This is a genomic window from uncultured Gemmiger sp. (assembly GCF_934561205.1).
GTDB lineage: Bacteria > Bacillota > Clostridia > Oscillospirales > Ruminococcaceae > Gemmiger.
In genome coordinates, this window is sequence record NZ_CAKTFU010000020.1 from 1 (window position 1) to 15,911 (window position 15,911).

The window sequence follows — 15,911 nt, forward strand, 5'->3', positions numbered from 1 at the left end:
GGATGTCTTTATTCTAGCAAAAACTGTTACCTATGTCTCTTCTCTACCTGTTACCTATGTTACTACTCTATACAATAAATGCCGCCCGTGCAGCCGTCCCGATAACACAGCCTAACGGGCAAACGCCGCGGGACGCATGTATGCGTCCCCTACAAACCTGCCGGAAACGGGTGCTTTGCCTATAACCGCTTACCATTCGGTTATTTGTAGGGAGGGGTCTTGACCCCTCCTTGCTGCCTTGCCAAAAGCACGACACAGCGGGAAACCCGCGCGCCATTCGGCGCGATTTTATGCGCTGCGCGCGACCAGATGTGCGGATGGGTCAAGACCCATCCCTACAAATCTTCCGGTAACAGGCTTTTTCTACAAGCTGCACCTTCCCCCACGGGGGAAGGCTTTCCCTACCCACATCGCCTTACAAATAAAAATGTGCCGCCCCGTTGGGGCGGCACACCGAATTTATGCTTTCTATCCAATTATTTCGCGCTCGTTTCCCACTTTTCCACCAGCGGCGCGGCCACGGCGGAAAGCTCCTCGCGCGCGGCGTTGATGTTGTGCGCATCTTCGGGGGTCAGGCGGTCGGCCTTTTTGCGGCGCAGGGTGCGTTCCAGGCGGCGCACACTTTCCTTTATATGCAGGCGCGTGTCGCGGTCCAACTCCTTGCCCGCGCGGCTGCTCAGGGCGGTGTTGACGCGGTACAGCGCTGCCTCGGCGGCGTTCATCGCCTCCAGCGCCTCGCGGCGCTCCTTGTCGCGCCCCGCAAAGGCGGCGGCATCGCGCATGGCGCGGCGAATCTCCTCCTCGGTCAGGTGGGAGGTGCCTGTGATCGTGATGCCCTGCTGCTTGCCGGTGTCCAGGTCTTTGGCGCTGACCTTGACAATGCCGTTGGCGTCAATGTCAAAGGTCACCTCGATTTTGGGTACGCCCGCCCACGCGCGCTTGATGCCCTGCAGGGTAAAGGTGCCCAGCAGCTTGTTGTCGCGGGCAAACTCGCGTTCGCCCTGCAAGACCTTGATCTCCACCGTGCTCTGGAACGGCGCGGCGGTGGTAAACACCTTGCTGAACCGCGTCGGAATGGTGGCGTTGCGCTCGATCAGATGCGTTGCCACGCCGCCCACCGTCTCAATGGACAGCGTCAGCGGGGTGACGTCCATCAGCAGCAGGTCGTGTCCCGCGCCCGCCAGTGCCTCGCCGCCCAGCCGCCCAGCCTGCACGGCAGCGCCCAGCGCCACGCACTCGTCGGGGTTCAGGCTTTTGCCGGGCTCCAGCCCGACCATGCGCATGACCTTGGCCTGCACCGCCGGGATGCGGGTCGAACCGCCGACCAGCAGTACCTGATCCAGATCGCTGGCGCTCAGGTGGGCGTCGCTCAGCGCGTTGCGCACGGGCAGGGCCGTGCGCTCGATCAAATCGGCGCAAAGTTCCTCAAATTTTGCGCGTGTCAGCGTTCTTTGCAGGTGATGCACCCCGTCCGGCCCGCTTAGGATGAACGGCAGGTGGATCTCGGTCTGGGTGGCTGCCGAAAGCTCTTTTTTGGCCTTTTCGGCTTCCTCGCGCAGGCGCTGCATCGCCACGCGGTCGGCGGTCAGGTCCAGCCCCGTGTCGTTGCGGAACCCCTCTGCCAGCCATGTGACGATGCGCTCGTCAAAGTCATCGCCGCCCAAAAAGTTGTCGCCGCAGGTGGACAGCACCTGCACGATGCCGTCCCCGATGCGGATCAGCGACACATCAAACGTGCCGCCGCCCAGATCGTACACCATGACATTCTGGGTCTTGCCGTTGTCCAGCCCGTAGGCCAGCGCGGCGGCGGTGGGTTCGTTGATGATGCGGCGCACCTCCAGCCCGGCAATGCGCCCGGCGTCCTTGGTGGCCTGGCGCTGCGCATCGTTAAAATACGCCGGCACCGTGATGACCGCCTGCGTCACCGCCTCGCCCAGATACGCCTCGGCGTCCGCCTTGAGCTTGGACAAAATCAGTGCGCTGATCTCCTGCGGGGTGTAGGTTTTGCCGTCGATGGGCACGCGCTTTTCGCTGCCCATCAGCCGCTTGACGCTGCTGACCGTGCGGGGGGCGTTGGTGACGGCCTGCCGCTTGGCGGCCTCACCCACCAGGCGCTCCCCTGCCTTGGTCACCGCCACCACCGAGGGCGTTGTGCGCTGCCCTTCGGCGTTGGGGATGACCACCGGCTTGCCGCCTTCGATCACCGCCACGCAGCTGTTGGTGGTACCCAAATCTATCCCGATTATCTTTGCCATAGAGTTGGTTTTCCTCTCAAAAACAGGGCCGCAGCCCCATGTTCAGAATCTTACCTTTATTGTAGCGCAGCGGGCAAAAAAAAGTGTTGCGATTTCGTAAATAAATTGCGCATTTTTTGCATTGACGCCGCCCCCGCGCGCGTGGTATAGTAAAGGCATAGCAACGCTTTAACGCGGTAAAGACAACAGGAGGCAGCCTATGGAACGCACAGCCACCGTGACCCGCAACACGCGGGAAACCCAAATTACCCTGACCCTGAATCTGGACGGCAGCGGCAAGACCGAGCTGGATACCGGCATCGGCTTTTTTGACCACATGCTGGACGGCTTTGCCCGCCACGGCTTGTTTGATTTGACGGTACACTGCCGCGGCGATTTGAACGTGGACTGCCACCACACCATTGAGGATATCGGCATTGCGCTGGGCACGGCCATTCGGCAGGCGCTGGGCGACAAGGCCGGGCTGGTGCGCTACGGCAGCTGTATGCTACCCATGGACGAAACGCTGGCATTGTGCGCCGTGGACTTGGGCGGGCGGCCGTATTTTGTCTACGATGCGGCGTTTGCCGGGCAAAGCTGCGGCGGCATGGACACCCAGATGGCGCGGGAGTTCTTTTATGCCATTTCCTACGCTGCCATGATGAATTTGCACCTGAAAATCATGTACGGCGAGAACGACCACCACAAGCTGGAGGCCATGTTCAAGGCGTTTGCCAAGGCATTGGACGCCGCCACCCGCACCGACGCGCGCATCTGCGGGGTGCTGTCCACCAAGGGAACGCTGTGATTTTATACGGTTTGTAATAATTTTATAGTAATTCTACATCCCGGAAAAAGCACAATTTGCCGCACAGTATGTAAATTTGTGCCCGTGCCGCGGGCACACCGCATGGGAACATTAAACCAAAAGGCGCCCCTCGCGGGGCGCCTTTTTACTCACATTCGGTTATTTCACCCTCGACGCAGCCGGGGTGATCCGGGCTGGGGCGCACGGCTACCATGGCCTTGCGGTAGCTGCGTGTCACGGCGTTGCGCAGCCGCACCGTGACCGAGCAGGGTCGGCCCGCACACACCGTGTCCATCAGGCGCAGCATTTCGCTGCGGTCCTGCGCATGGGCAAAATATTGGGCAACGGTCATCTGCCAACGCTCACCGGTCAGCTTTTCCATGTCCGACAGATCCTTGGCAATGCCGGCGGCATCCTCACCGAAAAACAACTCACAGCCGGCGGCCTCCAACAGGCGGCCCGTGTGGAAATCTATCCGGAATTGGCAGGTAGGCTTGGTTTCTTTCACGTTGTTTCGACCTTTCACACGTTTTGTTACATGATATATTATATACTTTTTTCGGTTCGTGTCAACTTTTTCCAGTGAACTTTCCGTGAAAATCTCCCCAATTTCTTCAAAAGTATGATTTTCTCTTGCACATTTACAAAATTCGGGATATACTGTAAGTAAGCCGTAATAGGCAAATACATCAATTTACAGTGAGGTGCAGCAGAATGGAACCTATGGTTATCACGATGGCGCGTGAATACGCCTCCGGCGGCAGTGAGATTGCCCAGGCCGTCGCAGACAAGCTCGGCATTCCCCTTTATAACAAGGAACTCATCACCATGGCCGCCAAACGCAGCGGCCTGACGGAAGAAGCCATCGCCGCCAGCGAGACCCAGCGCAGCGGCAGCCTGATCTACAGCCTGTATATGATGGGCAACACCATGCCCTTGGCGGATCAGGTCTACATTCTGCAAAGCAACGTCATTAAAGAGGTCGCCGCCCAAGGGTCGTGCGTCATTCTGGGGCGCTGCGGCGACTATGTTTTGCGGGATCGCCCCAACGTGCTGCGCACCTTTGTGTACGCCCCGCTGGAGGAACGCATCCAACGCGCCAAGGCACGCCCCGATGTCAAGGACATGTCTGACCGCAGCTGGGAAAGCCAGCTGGCCAAGCACGACCGCGCCCGCGCCAGCTACTACAACTACTACACCGAAAACCGCTGGGGCGAGGCCAAGAACTACGACCTTTGCCTGAACGCCGCCCTGGGTCTGGATGCCTGCGCAGACCTGATCGTCGCCGCCGCCAAAGCTATGCAGGCCAAGGGGTAATTTGTATGCTGCGTCACATGAAAAACGGGATGCTCGCTTTAAGCATTGCCTTTATCATTCTGGGGCTGATGCTGCTCATCATGCCCGAAACCAGCCTTTTGTGGATCTGCTATGCCTTCGGCATTGTGGTGCTGATGACCGGCGCAGTCTGCCTGTTTCAGTACGCCAAGCTGCGGGGCACCGGCTTTACCGCGCCCTTTATGCTGGTGGGCGGCGTCATCACCGTGGGGCTGGGCATCTTTACGCTGCTCAAGCCGGAGGTCGTGGCCAGCTTTCTGCCCATTGTGTTCGGCCTGTTCATTTTGGTGGACGGCTGCAGCCGCATCGGCTCTGCCATTGACCTTGCCAAGCGCAAGGGGCAAAAATGGTGGGTGCTGCTGCTGTTGAGCCTGCTTTCCATCGCACTGGGCGTGCTGCTGCTGGTCAACCCGTTTGACGCCATGGTCAGCGTGGTCATGCTGTGCGGCATTTTGCTGATTGTGGAGGGTGCCATCAACCTGGGCTGCACCCTGTACGCCGCCATGGAACTGCGCACGCTGGAGCGCATGGCGAACGCCGCCGCCAACGCGGCACTTTCGGCCCTGGCCGATGCCGCCGATGAGGACGACACAAACCCTGACAACAACGGTGTGGTATATGATGCCGAAAGCACCGATGTGACCGATACCGAACAATAATTTTTAAGGAGAGAACCCCCACCTATGTACGACCTGATCATCGTTGGCGCCGGCCCTGCCGGTATCTTTACCGCGCTGGAGCTGCTGCGCAAGAGCCGGAACCCCCACAAAATTTTGCTGGTGGAAAAGGGCAAGCCCGTGGAACGCCGCCACTGCCCCAAGGACAAGACCGGCGTCTGCGTAAACTGCAAGCCCACCTGCGCCATTACCACCGGATTTTCCGGCGCAGGCGCATTTTCTGACGGTAAGCTGTCGCTTTCTTACCAGGTCGGCGGCGAGCTGCCCGATTTGATCGGTGAGGATTTTGCCCAGGAGCTGATCGACTACACCGACAAAATTTATCTGGAATTCGGTGCTGACCCCCACATTGAGGGCGTCTACGAAGGCCCCGACATCAAGGATATCCGCAAGCGCGCCATTCAGGCAGGCTTGCAGCTGGTCGACTGCCCCATCCGCCACCTGGGCACCGAAAAGGCCCAGCAGCTGTATTTGAACATTCAGAACTATCTGGCCGATGCCGGCGTGGAGATGCTGTTTGAGACCGAGTGCGAGAACATCATCCTGGACGGCTCGACCTGCAAGGGCGTACTGCTGCGCGAAAAAACCGGCACCCACGAGGTGCTGGGCAAACAGGTGGTCATTGCCACCGGCCGCCGCGGCGCCGACTGGCTGGAAAAAATCTGCGCCGAGCACAGCATTGCCCACAAGCCCGGCACCGTGGACATCGGTGTGCGCGTGGAGTGCCGCAACGAGATCATGGAAAAGATCAACCAGGTCCTGTACGAGGGCAAGCTGATCGGCTACCCCGCCCCGTGGCACAACAAGGTGCGCACCTTCTGCCAGAACCCCGGCGGCTTTGTGGCGCAGGAAAACTACGACAACGACCTGGCCGTGGTCAACGGACACAGCTTCAAAGAGAAAAAGAGCAACAACACCAACCTGGCCATTCTGGTCAGCCACAATTTTACCGAGCCGTTCAACCAGCCCATTGCCTACGCGCAAAAGGTGGGCGAGCTGACGAACATGCTGGGCGCGGGCCACATTCTGGTGCAGCGCTACGGCGATATTCTGGACGGCAAGCGCACCTGGAACAAGGAGCTGAGCCACACCAACGTCAAGCCCACGCTGAAGGACGCCGTGGCCGGTGACATCACCGCCGCCATGCCCTACCGCGCGATGGTCAACATCATTGAGTTTATCAAGATGATGGACGAGGTCGTGCCCGGCTTTGCCAGCCCCGAAACGCTGCTGTACAGCCCCGAACTGAAGTTCTATTCCAACAAGGTCAAGATGGACACCGATCTGGAGACGAACATCGCCGGTCTGCACTGCCTGGGCGATTCCTCCGGCTGGACGCGCGGCCTGATGATGGCATCCGTCATGGGCGTGCTGATGGGCCGCAAGCTGCTGGAAAAGCACGGTTTTTGATGGGATTTGTAAAAGATATATAATGTCCCGCCTGCGGGATACAACAAAATTGCGGGTAGTTTGTAGGGGCGGTCATTGACCGCCCGTTGCAGCCAACCCGAAAATGCAACCTAACGGGCAAACCGCACAGGCGAGCAATGCTCGCCCCTACGACCTAACGGGCAAATTTGCGCCAACCGCACAATTCCCTGGCGGGGTGGGGTCACCCCGCCCTACATCGCAATAAAATATCTTCACCACAAAAAACGCAACCCCGCTTTGGCGGGGTTGCGTTTTTCTATATCACGTTACTGTGTCATTTTTCCAAGGGTGACATCCAGGCTGAGGACTTTGCCCTCGCGCTCGACCTGCAGGGTCACGGTGTCACCGACTTCCTTGTCTTGCAGGTAGCTCTTGACATCGTTGGAGCTGCTCACGGCCACATCACCGATGGCAATGATGCGGTCGCCCGGCTTGACGCCGCCGCTCTCGGCACCGCTGCCCGCGGTGACCTTGACCACATACACGCCGTAGTTGGCGACGCCGAGCTGCTGCGCGGTCTGCGCATCGGTCACATCGTAGATGCTGACACCCAGCGCCGGGCGGGCCACATAGCCGTTCTCGATCAGATCCTTGGCGATCTGCATCGCGCTGTTGATGGGGATGGCAAAGCCGATACCCTCGGCATCCTCGGAGGAGCTCTTGGCGTTGACAACGCCAATCAGCTCACCGTTGCCGTTGAACAGGCCGCCGCCGGAGTTGCCCGGGCTGATGGAGGCATCGGTCTGAATCAACGTCATGTTGTTGTTTTCCACAGTGACCTGACGGTTCAGCGCACTGACATAACCGGCGGTAACGGTGTTGGACAGGGTGCCCAGGGGGTTGCCCACGGCCACGGCGGTCTCGCCTACAGCCAGCTTGTCGCTGTCGCCCACGACGGCGGAGGTCAGGTCTGTGGCATCAATTTTCAGCACAGCTACGTCAGAAGTAGAGTCGCTGCCCACGATGGTGGCGTCATAGCTGTCGCCGTTGCTCAGCTGTACCTTGACGCTGGATGCACCGTTTACAACATGCGCGCAGGTCAGGATATAGCCGTCCTGGCTGATGACGACGCCGGAACCGGCGCCGCTTTGCACATAGTAACCGCCGAACCAGGTCTGGCTGCTGGTCATGGCCTCGGTGGTGATAGCCACCACACTGGGCGATACCAGGCTGGCGATCTGCTGCACACTCATCGTTGTGGCTTCGTTGCCGGTGGAGTTGGTGGTGGTGCTGCTGTCGGCGTCCGCCTCATGGACGACCTGCTGTACAACCACCTGGCTGCCGGTCAGGCCCGTGCGGCTTGCCACCAGGGCACCCGCAAAGCCGCCGCCGAATCCCAGCACCACCGCGCCGACGCCCGCCAACACGCGCAGGGCGATTTTTTTGCCGTTGCGATGCTTTTTGGGGGGCTGCTGCGGGGCGCTGCTGTAACTGTAGCCATTGTAGCCGCCGTTGCCGCCGTTGCCGCCAAAGCTGCTGGTGTAGCCGTTATCCTGTTCGGGTGCGGGGTTGGGCGCAGGGTTCGGGGTGGAGTAATCGGTCTGCGCCGTGTTGGCGGTGTTCATGCCGCTGCTGCCCACGTTGGGGTAGCTGTTGTCCTGCTGCGGCTGTTGGGGCTGCTGCGGCTGTTGGGGCTGCTGCGGCTGTTGGGGCTGCTGCGGCTGCTGCGGCTGCTGCGGCTGCTGGGGCTGCTGGGGCTGCTGGGGCTGCTGGGGCTGTTGGGGATTTTGGGGATTTTGCGGGGGTGTATTTCCGTCTGTATGGTTATAAAGACCGGAGTAATCGTATTCGTTACTCATACAGATCCTTCCTTTCGATTGATTTTATGCTTACAGTATACCGGCAAATTGTGAAATAGACTTCTCATTGCGGTGAAAGAATTGTGAAATCCTGCCCTTAGGCAATACCGCATAATTCTAAGTGCCGATACGGCGAGCGAGGTGCGGCAGCTGCTAAGCCAAAAGCGCAGGCAATACTTTGTGTATTGGCGAGCATTTTGGCAACGCAGATGCTGTGCCGCAGCCGCCGGAGCGGTGCTTAAGCCGTTAGGCGGGAATTATGCGGTGTTGCCTTTATTTTAGCACTTTCCGCCGGGGGTTGACAAGTCCCCCGCCGCCCTGTATGCTGGGTAGGTAAAGGGGGCATCGGCCATGAAACTGGTTTGCGAAAACGGAAACTATACCTTATATAAGGAGCGCGAGGTCATCGGCACGGCTGCCGTGCGGGGCAGCGTTTTTGCGGCGCTGGAAATTGCCCCCGCATGGCGCGGGCGGGGCTACGGCAGCTATCTGGTAAAGGAAATTCTGCGCAGCGGCGGTGGGTTTGACACCAAGACCGCCAGCCTGTTCACCGCCCCGCTGCCCGAAAGCGAGGCAGGCAGGGCGCTGGCGCACAAGTTCGGCTTTGTGCCCGTGGGGGACAAGCTGGTGCGGCGGCGGGTGCCGGACCTTTCGGCGGTGCAGCTTTGCCACGATTTTTTGCGGACGAGGCTGGCGCCGGGCGGGCTGTACATCGATGCCACCTGCGGAAACGGCCATGATACGTTGTTTTTATGCCAACTGGCCGGGGAGCACGGGCAGGTTTTGGGGCTGGACATTCAGCCGCAGGCCGTGGCCAACACCAACACGCGGCTGCAAAACGCCGGATTCGGCGCGGTGGGCCGTGCGGTTTTGCACGACCACGCGGACCTGGCTGCGCTGGTGCAGCCCGGCACGGCGGACTGCGTGCTGTTTAATTTTGGGTGGCTGCCGGGTGCGGAACACGCGGTACATTCCACCGCCGAGGGCAGCCTGCCTGCGCTGCGCAGTGCGCTGGCGGCGTTAAAGCCTGGCGGCGTGTTGGCGGCCGTGCTGTACAGCGGCAAGATCATCGGTGACGGCGAAAAGCAGGCGGCACTGGCGTTTTTCCGCAGCCTGCCGCTGACGCAGTACACCGTGCTGGTGTGCGAGTTTGCCAATTGGGCAGACACCGCCCCGCTGCCGTGTTTTGTGATTAAAAAATAGAAAATGCAACGTAGGGCGGGGTGACCCCACCCCGCCGGGAAATTGTGCGGTTGTCGTGAATTTGCCCGTTAGGTTGTAGGGGCGAGCATTGCTCGCCTGTGCGGTTTACCCGATAGGCTGCATTGTCGGGACGGCTGCAACGGGCGGCATATATGCCGCCCCTACGAATGACCCGTTATGTTGTTGCAACCGTAAAACCGCGGGCGGGGCATGCCCCGCCCCTACCGCGCAACATTTTTTTACTGCGCTGTTTTTTGCGGTTCACCGTCAAATCAGCACGTCTTTGATCAGCAAACTCAGGCCGCCGGTGGCGGAATGGATAAACTCCACAGCCTCGTCGGAGCTGCACAGCTCGGCGGGGATTTTTATTTCAATGCCGGATTCCGTCTTGAAGCTGCGGCTTTCCAGCTTTTTGATGCGCGCGGGGCTGACGGTCAGGCGGTCGGTCTCCTCGACGCCGGTCTCCGCCAGGGCTGCCTCAAACTTGGGCGCGGCCAGCGGGTAGTTTTCGCGGATGCGGGTGCAGACATCCTCGACGGCAATTTGGTTATCCACCGCCTGGTTGCGCACCATCAGCTCGACCGCCGTTTCGGTGCCGCCGTCAAAGGGCGGCACATCGTCCAATTCCTCGGGTTCGGGGTAGGCTTCCTTGACCGCCGCCACGGCGCTTTCGCAGACAGCCTTCAGCTTGGCCTTTTCGGTCACCGCCTCGGTGCAGCCGAAAACCCGCGTAGACAGGTAGAAATCCTTCTTGTCGTCCAGCGTATACTTTTTTTCGATCAGGCGCACCGTGCCGTTGGCGCGGTCAAACAGCGCGGCTTCGTCGGCCTTGGGCGTGCCGGGCAGCAGCGTGCGCTGGGGCACCATGCTGCTGAACTGCCCGTTGCCCAGCCGCTGGGTGGCGTGGGTGTAGCCGGGGCGGTAGTTGAGCTTGAGCACACCGTAATAGGGCACACCGTCGGCGGCAAAATCCACCACCGCCAAATCGCCCGCCGGGATGGCAGGGTACTGCAAAAGCTGCTCAAAAATCACACCGCCGATGCGGCGGGACAGGTCTACGAAATCCCCGTTTTGCGTCATCTCCTGCGCAAAGGCGGAATCGGGCAGAAAACGGCAGTTTTTGCCGTCGTCGCTGGCAAAGGCGCGCTCGATCACGGCGGAAAAGTATTCGTGCAGATCGGCGTCCATATCCATAGCGCGGTCGGACAAAACCGGCTCGGACGCGCCGGAATCCAGCAGGTGCAGCACGATTTGGTTGAGTTTGATCTCCATAGTAAAGCTCCTTCGGAAGATTTATGCGGTATCGCCTTAGTATACCATATTTTTCCGCGTTTTGACAGCCCCCTGCCTGCACAACCTTTTGGCAGGAGGTGTTTTTCTATGACCCGACAGGACATGGAACGGCTGCTGCGGCGCACCGCTACCGACCGTCAGAAACAGGCACAGGAATTTTTGCGCGGGCGCAGCCCCGCCGTGATGCAGCGCTATGCGCCCGACGCGCACCCCGACCCCGACGAGGGCTGGGTGGAAACCGACGAAACCGTGGAACGTCTGCGCCAATGGCGGGAGGAAGCCGAGTATTAGAGTTAGGAGTTAGGAGTTTAGATAAGGTGCGCCGCCCGCAGCGGCGCATTTTTTACGGGCTTTGCATTTTGACGTCAAACTGCGTTTTTCCTCTTGCCTTTTTTGTCGAAACGCGGTATACTTAGCGGTGAAGGCAAAGGAGGCTGTTGTAACAAAAAACGCAGTCCCCTCTTTTTTTGCGGTTTTCTAAGGAGGATATTATGGCGGAAAACAAAGTCGATTTTTCCAACGGCATCTATGATGCCCGCCAGCTTGGCACGCCCAAGCTGCTGATCCTGGGTGCGCAGCACATGTTTGCCATGTTCGGCGCAACCGTTCTCGTTCCCCTGCTGACCGGTCTGAGCGTCAGCACCACCCTGCTGTGCGCCGGTCTGGGCACGCTGCTGTTCCACTTTTTGTGCAAGGGCAAGGTTCCCGCGTTCCTGGGCTCCAGCTTTGCCTACCTGGGCGGCTTTGCCATCGTTTCCAACAACGGTGCCAACCCCGAAAATCTGCCCTACGCCTGCGCCGCCGTGGCGCTGTCCGGTCTTGTGTATGTGCTGTTCAGCGCGCTGATCTCCGCGTTCGGCATCCGCAAGATGATGAAGTTCTTCCCCCCTGTCGTCACCGGTCCCATCATCATTGCCATCGGTCTGATCCTCGCCCCCAGCGCCATCAGCAACTGCCAGAGCAACTGGCTGCTGGCCATTGTGGCGCTGGCCACCGTTATCATCTGCAACATCTGGGGTAAGGGCATGGTCAAGATCCTGCCCATCCTGATCGGCGTTCTGGTTTCCTACGCTGTAGCGCTGGTTACCGGTGCGGTTGACTTTGAGACCATCGGCGCCGCCGCCTGGATCGGTCTGCCCCTGCACAAGGACGCCATGGGTCTGTTTGCCATCGACGGCAGCGAAACGTTCATCAGCGCCGTGTTCACCATCGTGCCCATCGCGCTGGCTACCATGATGGAGCATATCGGCGATATCGCCGCCATCAGCGCCACCACCGGCAAAAACTACATCCGTGACCCCGGCCTGAACAAAACCCTGCTGGGCGACGGTCTGGCCACCGCCATGGCGGGTCTGCTGGGCGGCCCTGCCAACACCACCTACGGCGAAAACACCGGCGTTCTGGCCCTGACCAAGATCTACGACCCGCTGGTTATCCGCATTGCGGCCGTGTTTGCCGTTGTGCTGAGCTTCAGCCCCAAGTTTGAGGCGGTCATCAACACCATTCCCACCGGCATCGTGGGCGGCATCAGCTTTGTTCTGTACGGCATGATCTCCGCCATCGGCGTCCGCAATGTGGTCGAAAACAAGGTGGACTTCACCAACTCCCGCAACCTGATCATCGCCGCGGTCATTCTGGTCAGTGCCCTGGGCTTCAACTCTGTGGGCGGCATCAGCTTTGCCGTGGGCACCGTTACCATCAACCTGTCCGGTCTGGCCATCGCCGCCATCGCCGGCATCCTGCTGAACGCCATCCTGCCCGGCAACGACTACGAGTTCGATGAAGGCTCCAACGAGGGCGAGGGTGCCAGCCTGCGCGTCTGATTTTGAGGAAAAGCTATGACTGCTGCTGATTTTACCAACCTGCATCTGCAATACAAATCCACCCAAGCTGAGGGCGAGGTTCCTGCCGTGATCGAGCACGATTTTGCCGACGGCCGCATGGTGGACCACTATTATGTGACACCCTCCCCCGCCTTTTGGCAGGACGAGGGCGTGGCACAGCTGGATGCGGTGGCAGGCATCTCGTTTTTGCAGCAAGCCCCCGGCGAGCCGTGGAAAATCGCGGTACATGAGCCGGCCATGATCCGCGAGGTCGTGTTTGACTTTGCGGAGGAGGAATTTCAAAAAATGCTTGCCGATTCCGGCGTGACCCTGCCGGGGTGATAGTTTTTCGGTTTGATTAAAAAGCGTCTGTGTTCCGAGGAACACAGACGCTTTTTTGTTGCTATGGCTTCCCCCTTTGGGGGAAGCTGTCACCGCAGGTGACTGATGAGGGGATGCTTGCCGGACATTTTCCCCCTCATCCGGCGCGTTCCGCGCCACCTTCCCCCACAGGGGGAAGGCTTTTTTCGTAAAAACGTGCCCGCACGGCGGGCACACCAAATCTGCACTCTAAACTCTGCACTCTTAACTCTGAATTGAATATTTCAAACTTTTCCCTTGACATTTCGCCTTCTTTGGCGTATCATATGAACAGATAAACATATGAAAGGATGTTGCCCATGGCAGAACCAGAAACGACCCTTGACGTCTCCTTCGATGAGGCTGACGGCCGGCAAAACGAATTGCCCGACGACGAGGTCCTGTACGAGCTGGCGGATCTGTTCCGCGTGTTCGGTGACTCGACCCGCATTAAAATTCTGTACGCCCTGTTCGAGAGCGAAAAATGCGTCAATGACATTTCCAACGCGGTGGGCATCTCGCAAAGCGCGGTCAGCCACCAGCTGCGCGTACTCCGCACCAGCAAGCTGGTCAAGTTCCGGCGCGAGGGCAAGGCGATGCTCTACTCGCTGGACGACGACCATGTGCGCAGCATGATCGAGCTGGGCATGGAGCATGTGGAAGAATAGTTTATAAAACCAACGATATAAGGAGAAATTATTATGCAAAAGAAATTCAAGATCGAAGTCGACTGCGCCAACTGCGCCGCCAAAATCGAAACCGCCGTCAAGGCGCTGCCCGGTGTCAAGAACGCCAGCGTCAGCTTTATGGCCCAGAAAATGCTGCTGGAGGCCGACGACGACGCCTTTGACGAGGTGCTGAAAGCCGCCGTCAAGGCCGCCAAAAAGGTCGAGCCGGATTTCGAGATCGAGCTGTAACCCCCCACGCCCTGCCCCGCGCAGGGCAATTTTTACCCCATTACGGAGGAATCGCTATGACCAAAAAGCAAAAAAAGACGTTAAAGCGCATTGTTATCGCCGCTGTGCTTTCCGCCCTGGTGGCAGTTGTGCTGCATTTTGCGCCGCTGCCCTGGTTCGCGCAGTTGGTTTTGTGGCTGGTGCCCTACTGCATCATCGGGCATGACGTGCTGCGCAAGGCGTTTATGGGTATCAAGGGCGGCGAGGTTTTTGACGAAAACTTCCTGATGGCCGTGGCCACCGTGGGCGCGATGGCCTGCGGCGAGTACGGCGAGGGCGTGGCCGTCATGCTGTTTTACCAGATCGGCGAGCTGTTCCAGTCCTACGCCGTGGGCAAGAGCCGCAGCAGCATCAGCGCGCTGATGGACATCCGCCCCGACAGCGCCAACCTGGAGGACGCCGACGGCAGCATCCGCACGGTCGACCCCGACGATGTGGCCATCGGCTCGGTCATTGTGGTCAAGCCGGGCGAAAAAATTCCGCTGGACGGCACCGTGCTTTCGGGCGAAAGCACCCTGAACACCGCCGCCCTGACCGGCGAAAGCCGCCCGCGCAGCGTGCGCCCCGGTGATGAGGTCATCAGCGGCTGCGTCAACAGCGACGGCGTGCTGCGCATCACCACCAGCAAGCTGTACGGCGAGTCCACTGTGGCAAAAATCCTCGATCTGGTGGAAAATTCCAGCCTGAAAAAAGCCCCTGTCGAGAACTTTATCACCAAATTTGCCCGCTACTACACCCCCGCCGTCTGCGTGGCGGCGCTGGTTCTGGCCTTTGTACCCCCGATTTTTGCCGGACACTGGGCCGACTGGATCATGCGCGCGCTGACCTTCCTGGTCATCAGCTGCCCCTGCGCGCTGGTCATTTCCATCCCGCTGACCTTCTTCGGCGGCATCGGCGGCGCGTCCCGCATGGGTATTCTGGTCAAGGGCGGCAACTATCTGGAGGCACTGTCCAAGACTGCCACCGCCGTGTTTGACAAGACGGGCACGCTGACCCGTGGCGTGTTCAAGGTCACGGCGGTCCACCCCGCCGACGGCGTGACCGAGACCGACCTGCTGGAAACCGCCGCCCTGGCGGAGAGCTTTTCGAGCCACCCCATCAGCAAGAGTCTGCGCGAGGCCGCGCCGGATCTTGACGCCCGCCGCGCCGCCGATGCGCAGGAGGTGGCAGGCCACGGCGTAAAGACGCTGGTGGACGGCAAGACCGTGCTGGCCGGCAACGCCCGCCTGATGGACGCCGAGGGCATCGCCTACACCGCCGCAGACGGCGCGGGCACCATCGTGTATGTGGCACGCCAGGGGCAGTTCATCGGCTCGATTTTGATTTCTGACGAGGAAAAGCCCACCGCCAAGGCGGCCATGCAGGGCTTGCAGGCGCAGGGCGTGCGCACGGTCATGCTGACGGGCGACAGCCCCGCCGTGGCGCAGGCCGTGGCGGCAGACCTTGGCATCGACGAGGTACATGCCGGGCTGCTGCCCGCCGACAAGGTGCAGTGGGTCGAAACGCTGCTGCAGCAAAAGCCCGAAAAGAAAGAGCTGGCCTTTGTGGGCGACGGCATCAACGACGCGCCCGTTTTGATGCGTGCGGACATCGGCATTGCCATGGGCGCCCTGGGCAGCGATGCCGCCATTGAGGCCGCCGACGTGGTGCTGATGGACGACGACCCGGCAAAAATCAGCCTTGCGATGCGGATCTCCCGCCGCTGTATGCACATTGTGTACCAGAACATCGTGTTTGCGCTGGCCGTCAAGGCGCTGTGCCTGGTGCTGACCGCGCTGGGCATCACGAATATGTGGTGGGGCGTGTTTGCCGACGTGGGCGTTATGGTGCTGGCCGTATTGAATGCCACCCGCATGTTGAACGTGAAGGTGTATCGGTAAGGTAGGGGGAACCCGCTATGGCTTCCCCCGTTGGGGGAAGCTGTCACCGCAGGTGACTGATGAGGGGGAAATTTGCGGTTGCTGCAAAATTCCCCGGCGGGGTGAGGTCACC

General features: G+C 59.9%; 15 protein-coding genes. 11 read left to right on the top strand and 4 right to left on the bottom strand.

Annotation, left to right across the window (positions count from 1 at the left end; all coding sequences use genetic code 11):
* Nucleotides 1-476 precede the first annotated feature (476 nt).
* Nucleotides 477-2,255 carry a molecular chaperone DnaK gene (gene dnaK / locus Q0I19_RS10570; protein WP_294761442.1) on the bottom strand — a complete coding sequence of 593 codons (1,779 nt, stop codon included), beginning with the start codon at nt 2,253-2,255 and terminating at the stop codon, nt 477-479.
* Nucleotides 2,256-2,454: 199 nt separating this feature from the next.
* On the opposite strand from dnaK, the gene hisB reads away from it, so the two are divergent.
* A complete protein-coding gene (hisB, locus tag Q0I19_RS10575) occupies nt 2,455-3,042 on the top strand; it encodes an imidazoleglycerol-phosphate dehydratase HisB (protein WP_294761444.1) in 588 nt (195 codons plus the stop codon).
* A gap of 145 nt (nt 3,043-3,187) precedes the next feature.
* Here the strand turns inward: hisB and Q0I19_RS10580 are convergent, their stop codons facing one another.
* Nucleotides 3,188-3,550, bottom strand: a complete 363-nt coding sequence (locus Q0I19_RS10580; RefSeq protein ID WP_294761445.1) for a hypothetical protein — start codon at nt 3,548-3,550, stop codon at nt 3,188-3,190.
* A gap of 206 nt (nt 3,551-3,756) precedes the next feature.
* Here Q0I19_RS10580 and Q0I19_RS10585 point away from each other — a divergent pair, with 206 nt between their 5' ends.
* The 3 genes from Q0I19_RS10585 to Q0I19_RS10595 are packed head-to-tail and all read left to right on the top strand — an operon-like array spanning nt 3,757 to nt 6,464.
* Nucleotides 3,757-4,359 carry a cytidylate kinase-like family protein gene (locus Q0I19_RS10585; protein ID WP_294761448.1) on the top strand — a complete coding sequence of 201 codons (603 nt, stop codon included), beginning with the start codon at nt 3,757-3,759 and terminating at the stop codon, nt 4,357-4,359.
* A gap of 5 nt (nt 4,360-4,364) precedes the next feature.
* A complete protein-coding gene (locus tag Q0I19_RS10590; RefSeq protein WP_294761450.1) occupies nt 4,365-5,036 on the top strand; it encodes a DUF308 domain-containing protein in 672 nt (223 codons plus the stop codon).
* Nucleotides 5,037-5,060: 24 nt separating this feature from the next.
* Nucleotides 5,061-6,464: an FAD-dependent protein gene (locus tag Q0I19_RS10595; RefSeq protein WP_294761452.1), complete on the top strand. Its 1,404-nt coding sequence runs from the start codon at nt 5,061-5,063 to the stop codon at nt 6,462-6,464.
* Nucleotides 6,465-6,751: 287 nt separating this feature from the next.
* Here Q0I19_RS10595 and Q0I19_RS10600 read toward each other — a convergent pair whose 3' ends face one another.
* Complete coding sequence (locus Q0I19_RS10600) at nt 6,752-8,284, bottom strand: trypsin-like peptidase domain-containing protein (protein WP_294761454.1); 1,533 nt, start codon at nt 8,282-8,284, stop codon at nt 6,752-6,754.
* A gap of 351 nt (nt 8,285-8,635) precedes the next feature.
* Between Q0I19_RS10600 and Q0I19_RS10605 the strand changes: the two genes are divergently transcribed.
* Nucleotides 8,636-9,487 carry a class I SAM-dependent methyltransferase gene (locus Q0I19_RS10605; RefSeq protein WP_294761456.1) on the top strand — a complete coding sequence of 284 codons (852 nt, stop codon included), beginning with the start codon at nt 8,636-8,638 and terminating at the stop codon, nt 9,485-9,487.
* Nucleotides 9,488-9,754: 267 nt separating this feature from the next.
* Here Q0I19_RS10605 and Q0I19_RS10610 read toward each other — a convergent pair whose 3' ends face one another.
* Nucleotides 9,755-10,759 (bottom strand): nucleoid-associated protein, encoded by a 1,005-nt coding sequence (locus tag Q0I19_RS10610; RefSeq protein WP_294761458.1) that lies wholly within the window; start codon nt 10,757-10,759, stop codon nt 9,755-9,757.
* Nucleotides 10,760-10,867: 108 nt separating this feature from the next.
* Here Q0I19_RS10610 and Q0I19_RS10615 point away from each other — a divergent pair, with 108 nt between their 5' ends.
* The 6 genes from Q0I19_RS10615 (at nt 10,868) to Q0I19_RS10640 (ending at nt 15,799) form a co-directional block, all read left to right on the top strand.
* Nucleotides 10,868-11,071, top strand: coding sequence for a hypothetical protein (locus tag Q0I19_RS10615; RefSeq protein ID WP_294761460.1), 204 nt, complete (start codon nt 10,868-10,870; stop codon nt 11,069-11,071).
* Nucleotides 11,072-11,271: 200 nt separating this feature from the next.
* Nucleotides 11,272-12,603, top strand: a complete 1,332-nt coding sequence (locus Q0I19_RS10620; protein ID WP_294761463.1) for a uracil-xanthine permease family protein — start codon at nt 11,272-11,274, stop codon at nt 12,601-12,603.
* A gap of 15 nt (nt 12,604-12,618) precedes the next feature.
* A complete protein-coding gene (locus tag Q0I19_RS10625) occupies nt 12,619-12,945 on the top strand; it encodes a hypothetical protein (RefSeq protein ID WP_294761466.1) in 327 nt (108 codons plus the stop codon).
* 338 nt (nt 12,946-13,283) lie between these two features.
* On the top strand, nt 13,284-13,631 hold the full coding sequence (locus Q0I19_RS10630; RefSeq protein ID WP_294761468.1) for a metalloregulator ArsR/SmtB family transcription factor: 348 nt from the start codon (nt 13,284-13,286) through the stop codon (nt 13,629-13,631).
* Between the two features lie 33 nt (nt 13,632-13,664).
* Complete coding sequence (locus Q0I19_RS10635) at nt 13,665-13,880, top strand: cation transporter (RefSeq protein ID WP_294761471.1); 216 nt, start codon at nt 13,665-13,667, stop codon at nt 13,878-13,880.
* Between the two features lie 56 nt (nt 13,881-13,936).
* Nucleotides 13,937-15,799: a heavy metal translocating P-type ATPase gene (locus tag Q0I19_RS10640; protein WP_294761475.1), complete on the top strand. Its 1,863-nt coding sequence runs from the start codon at nt 13,937-13,939 to the stop codon at nt 15,797-15,799.
* The last annotated feature ends 112 nt before the right edge of the window (nt 15,800-15,911 follow it).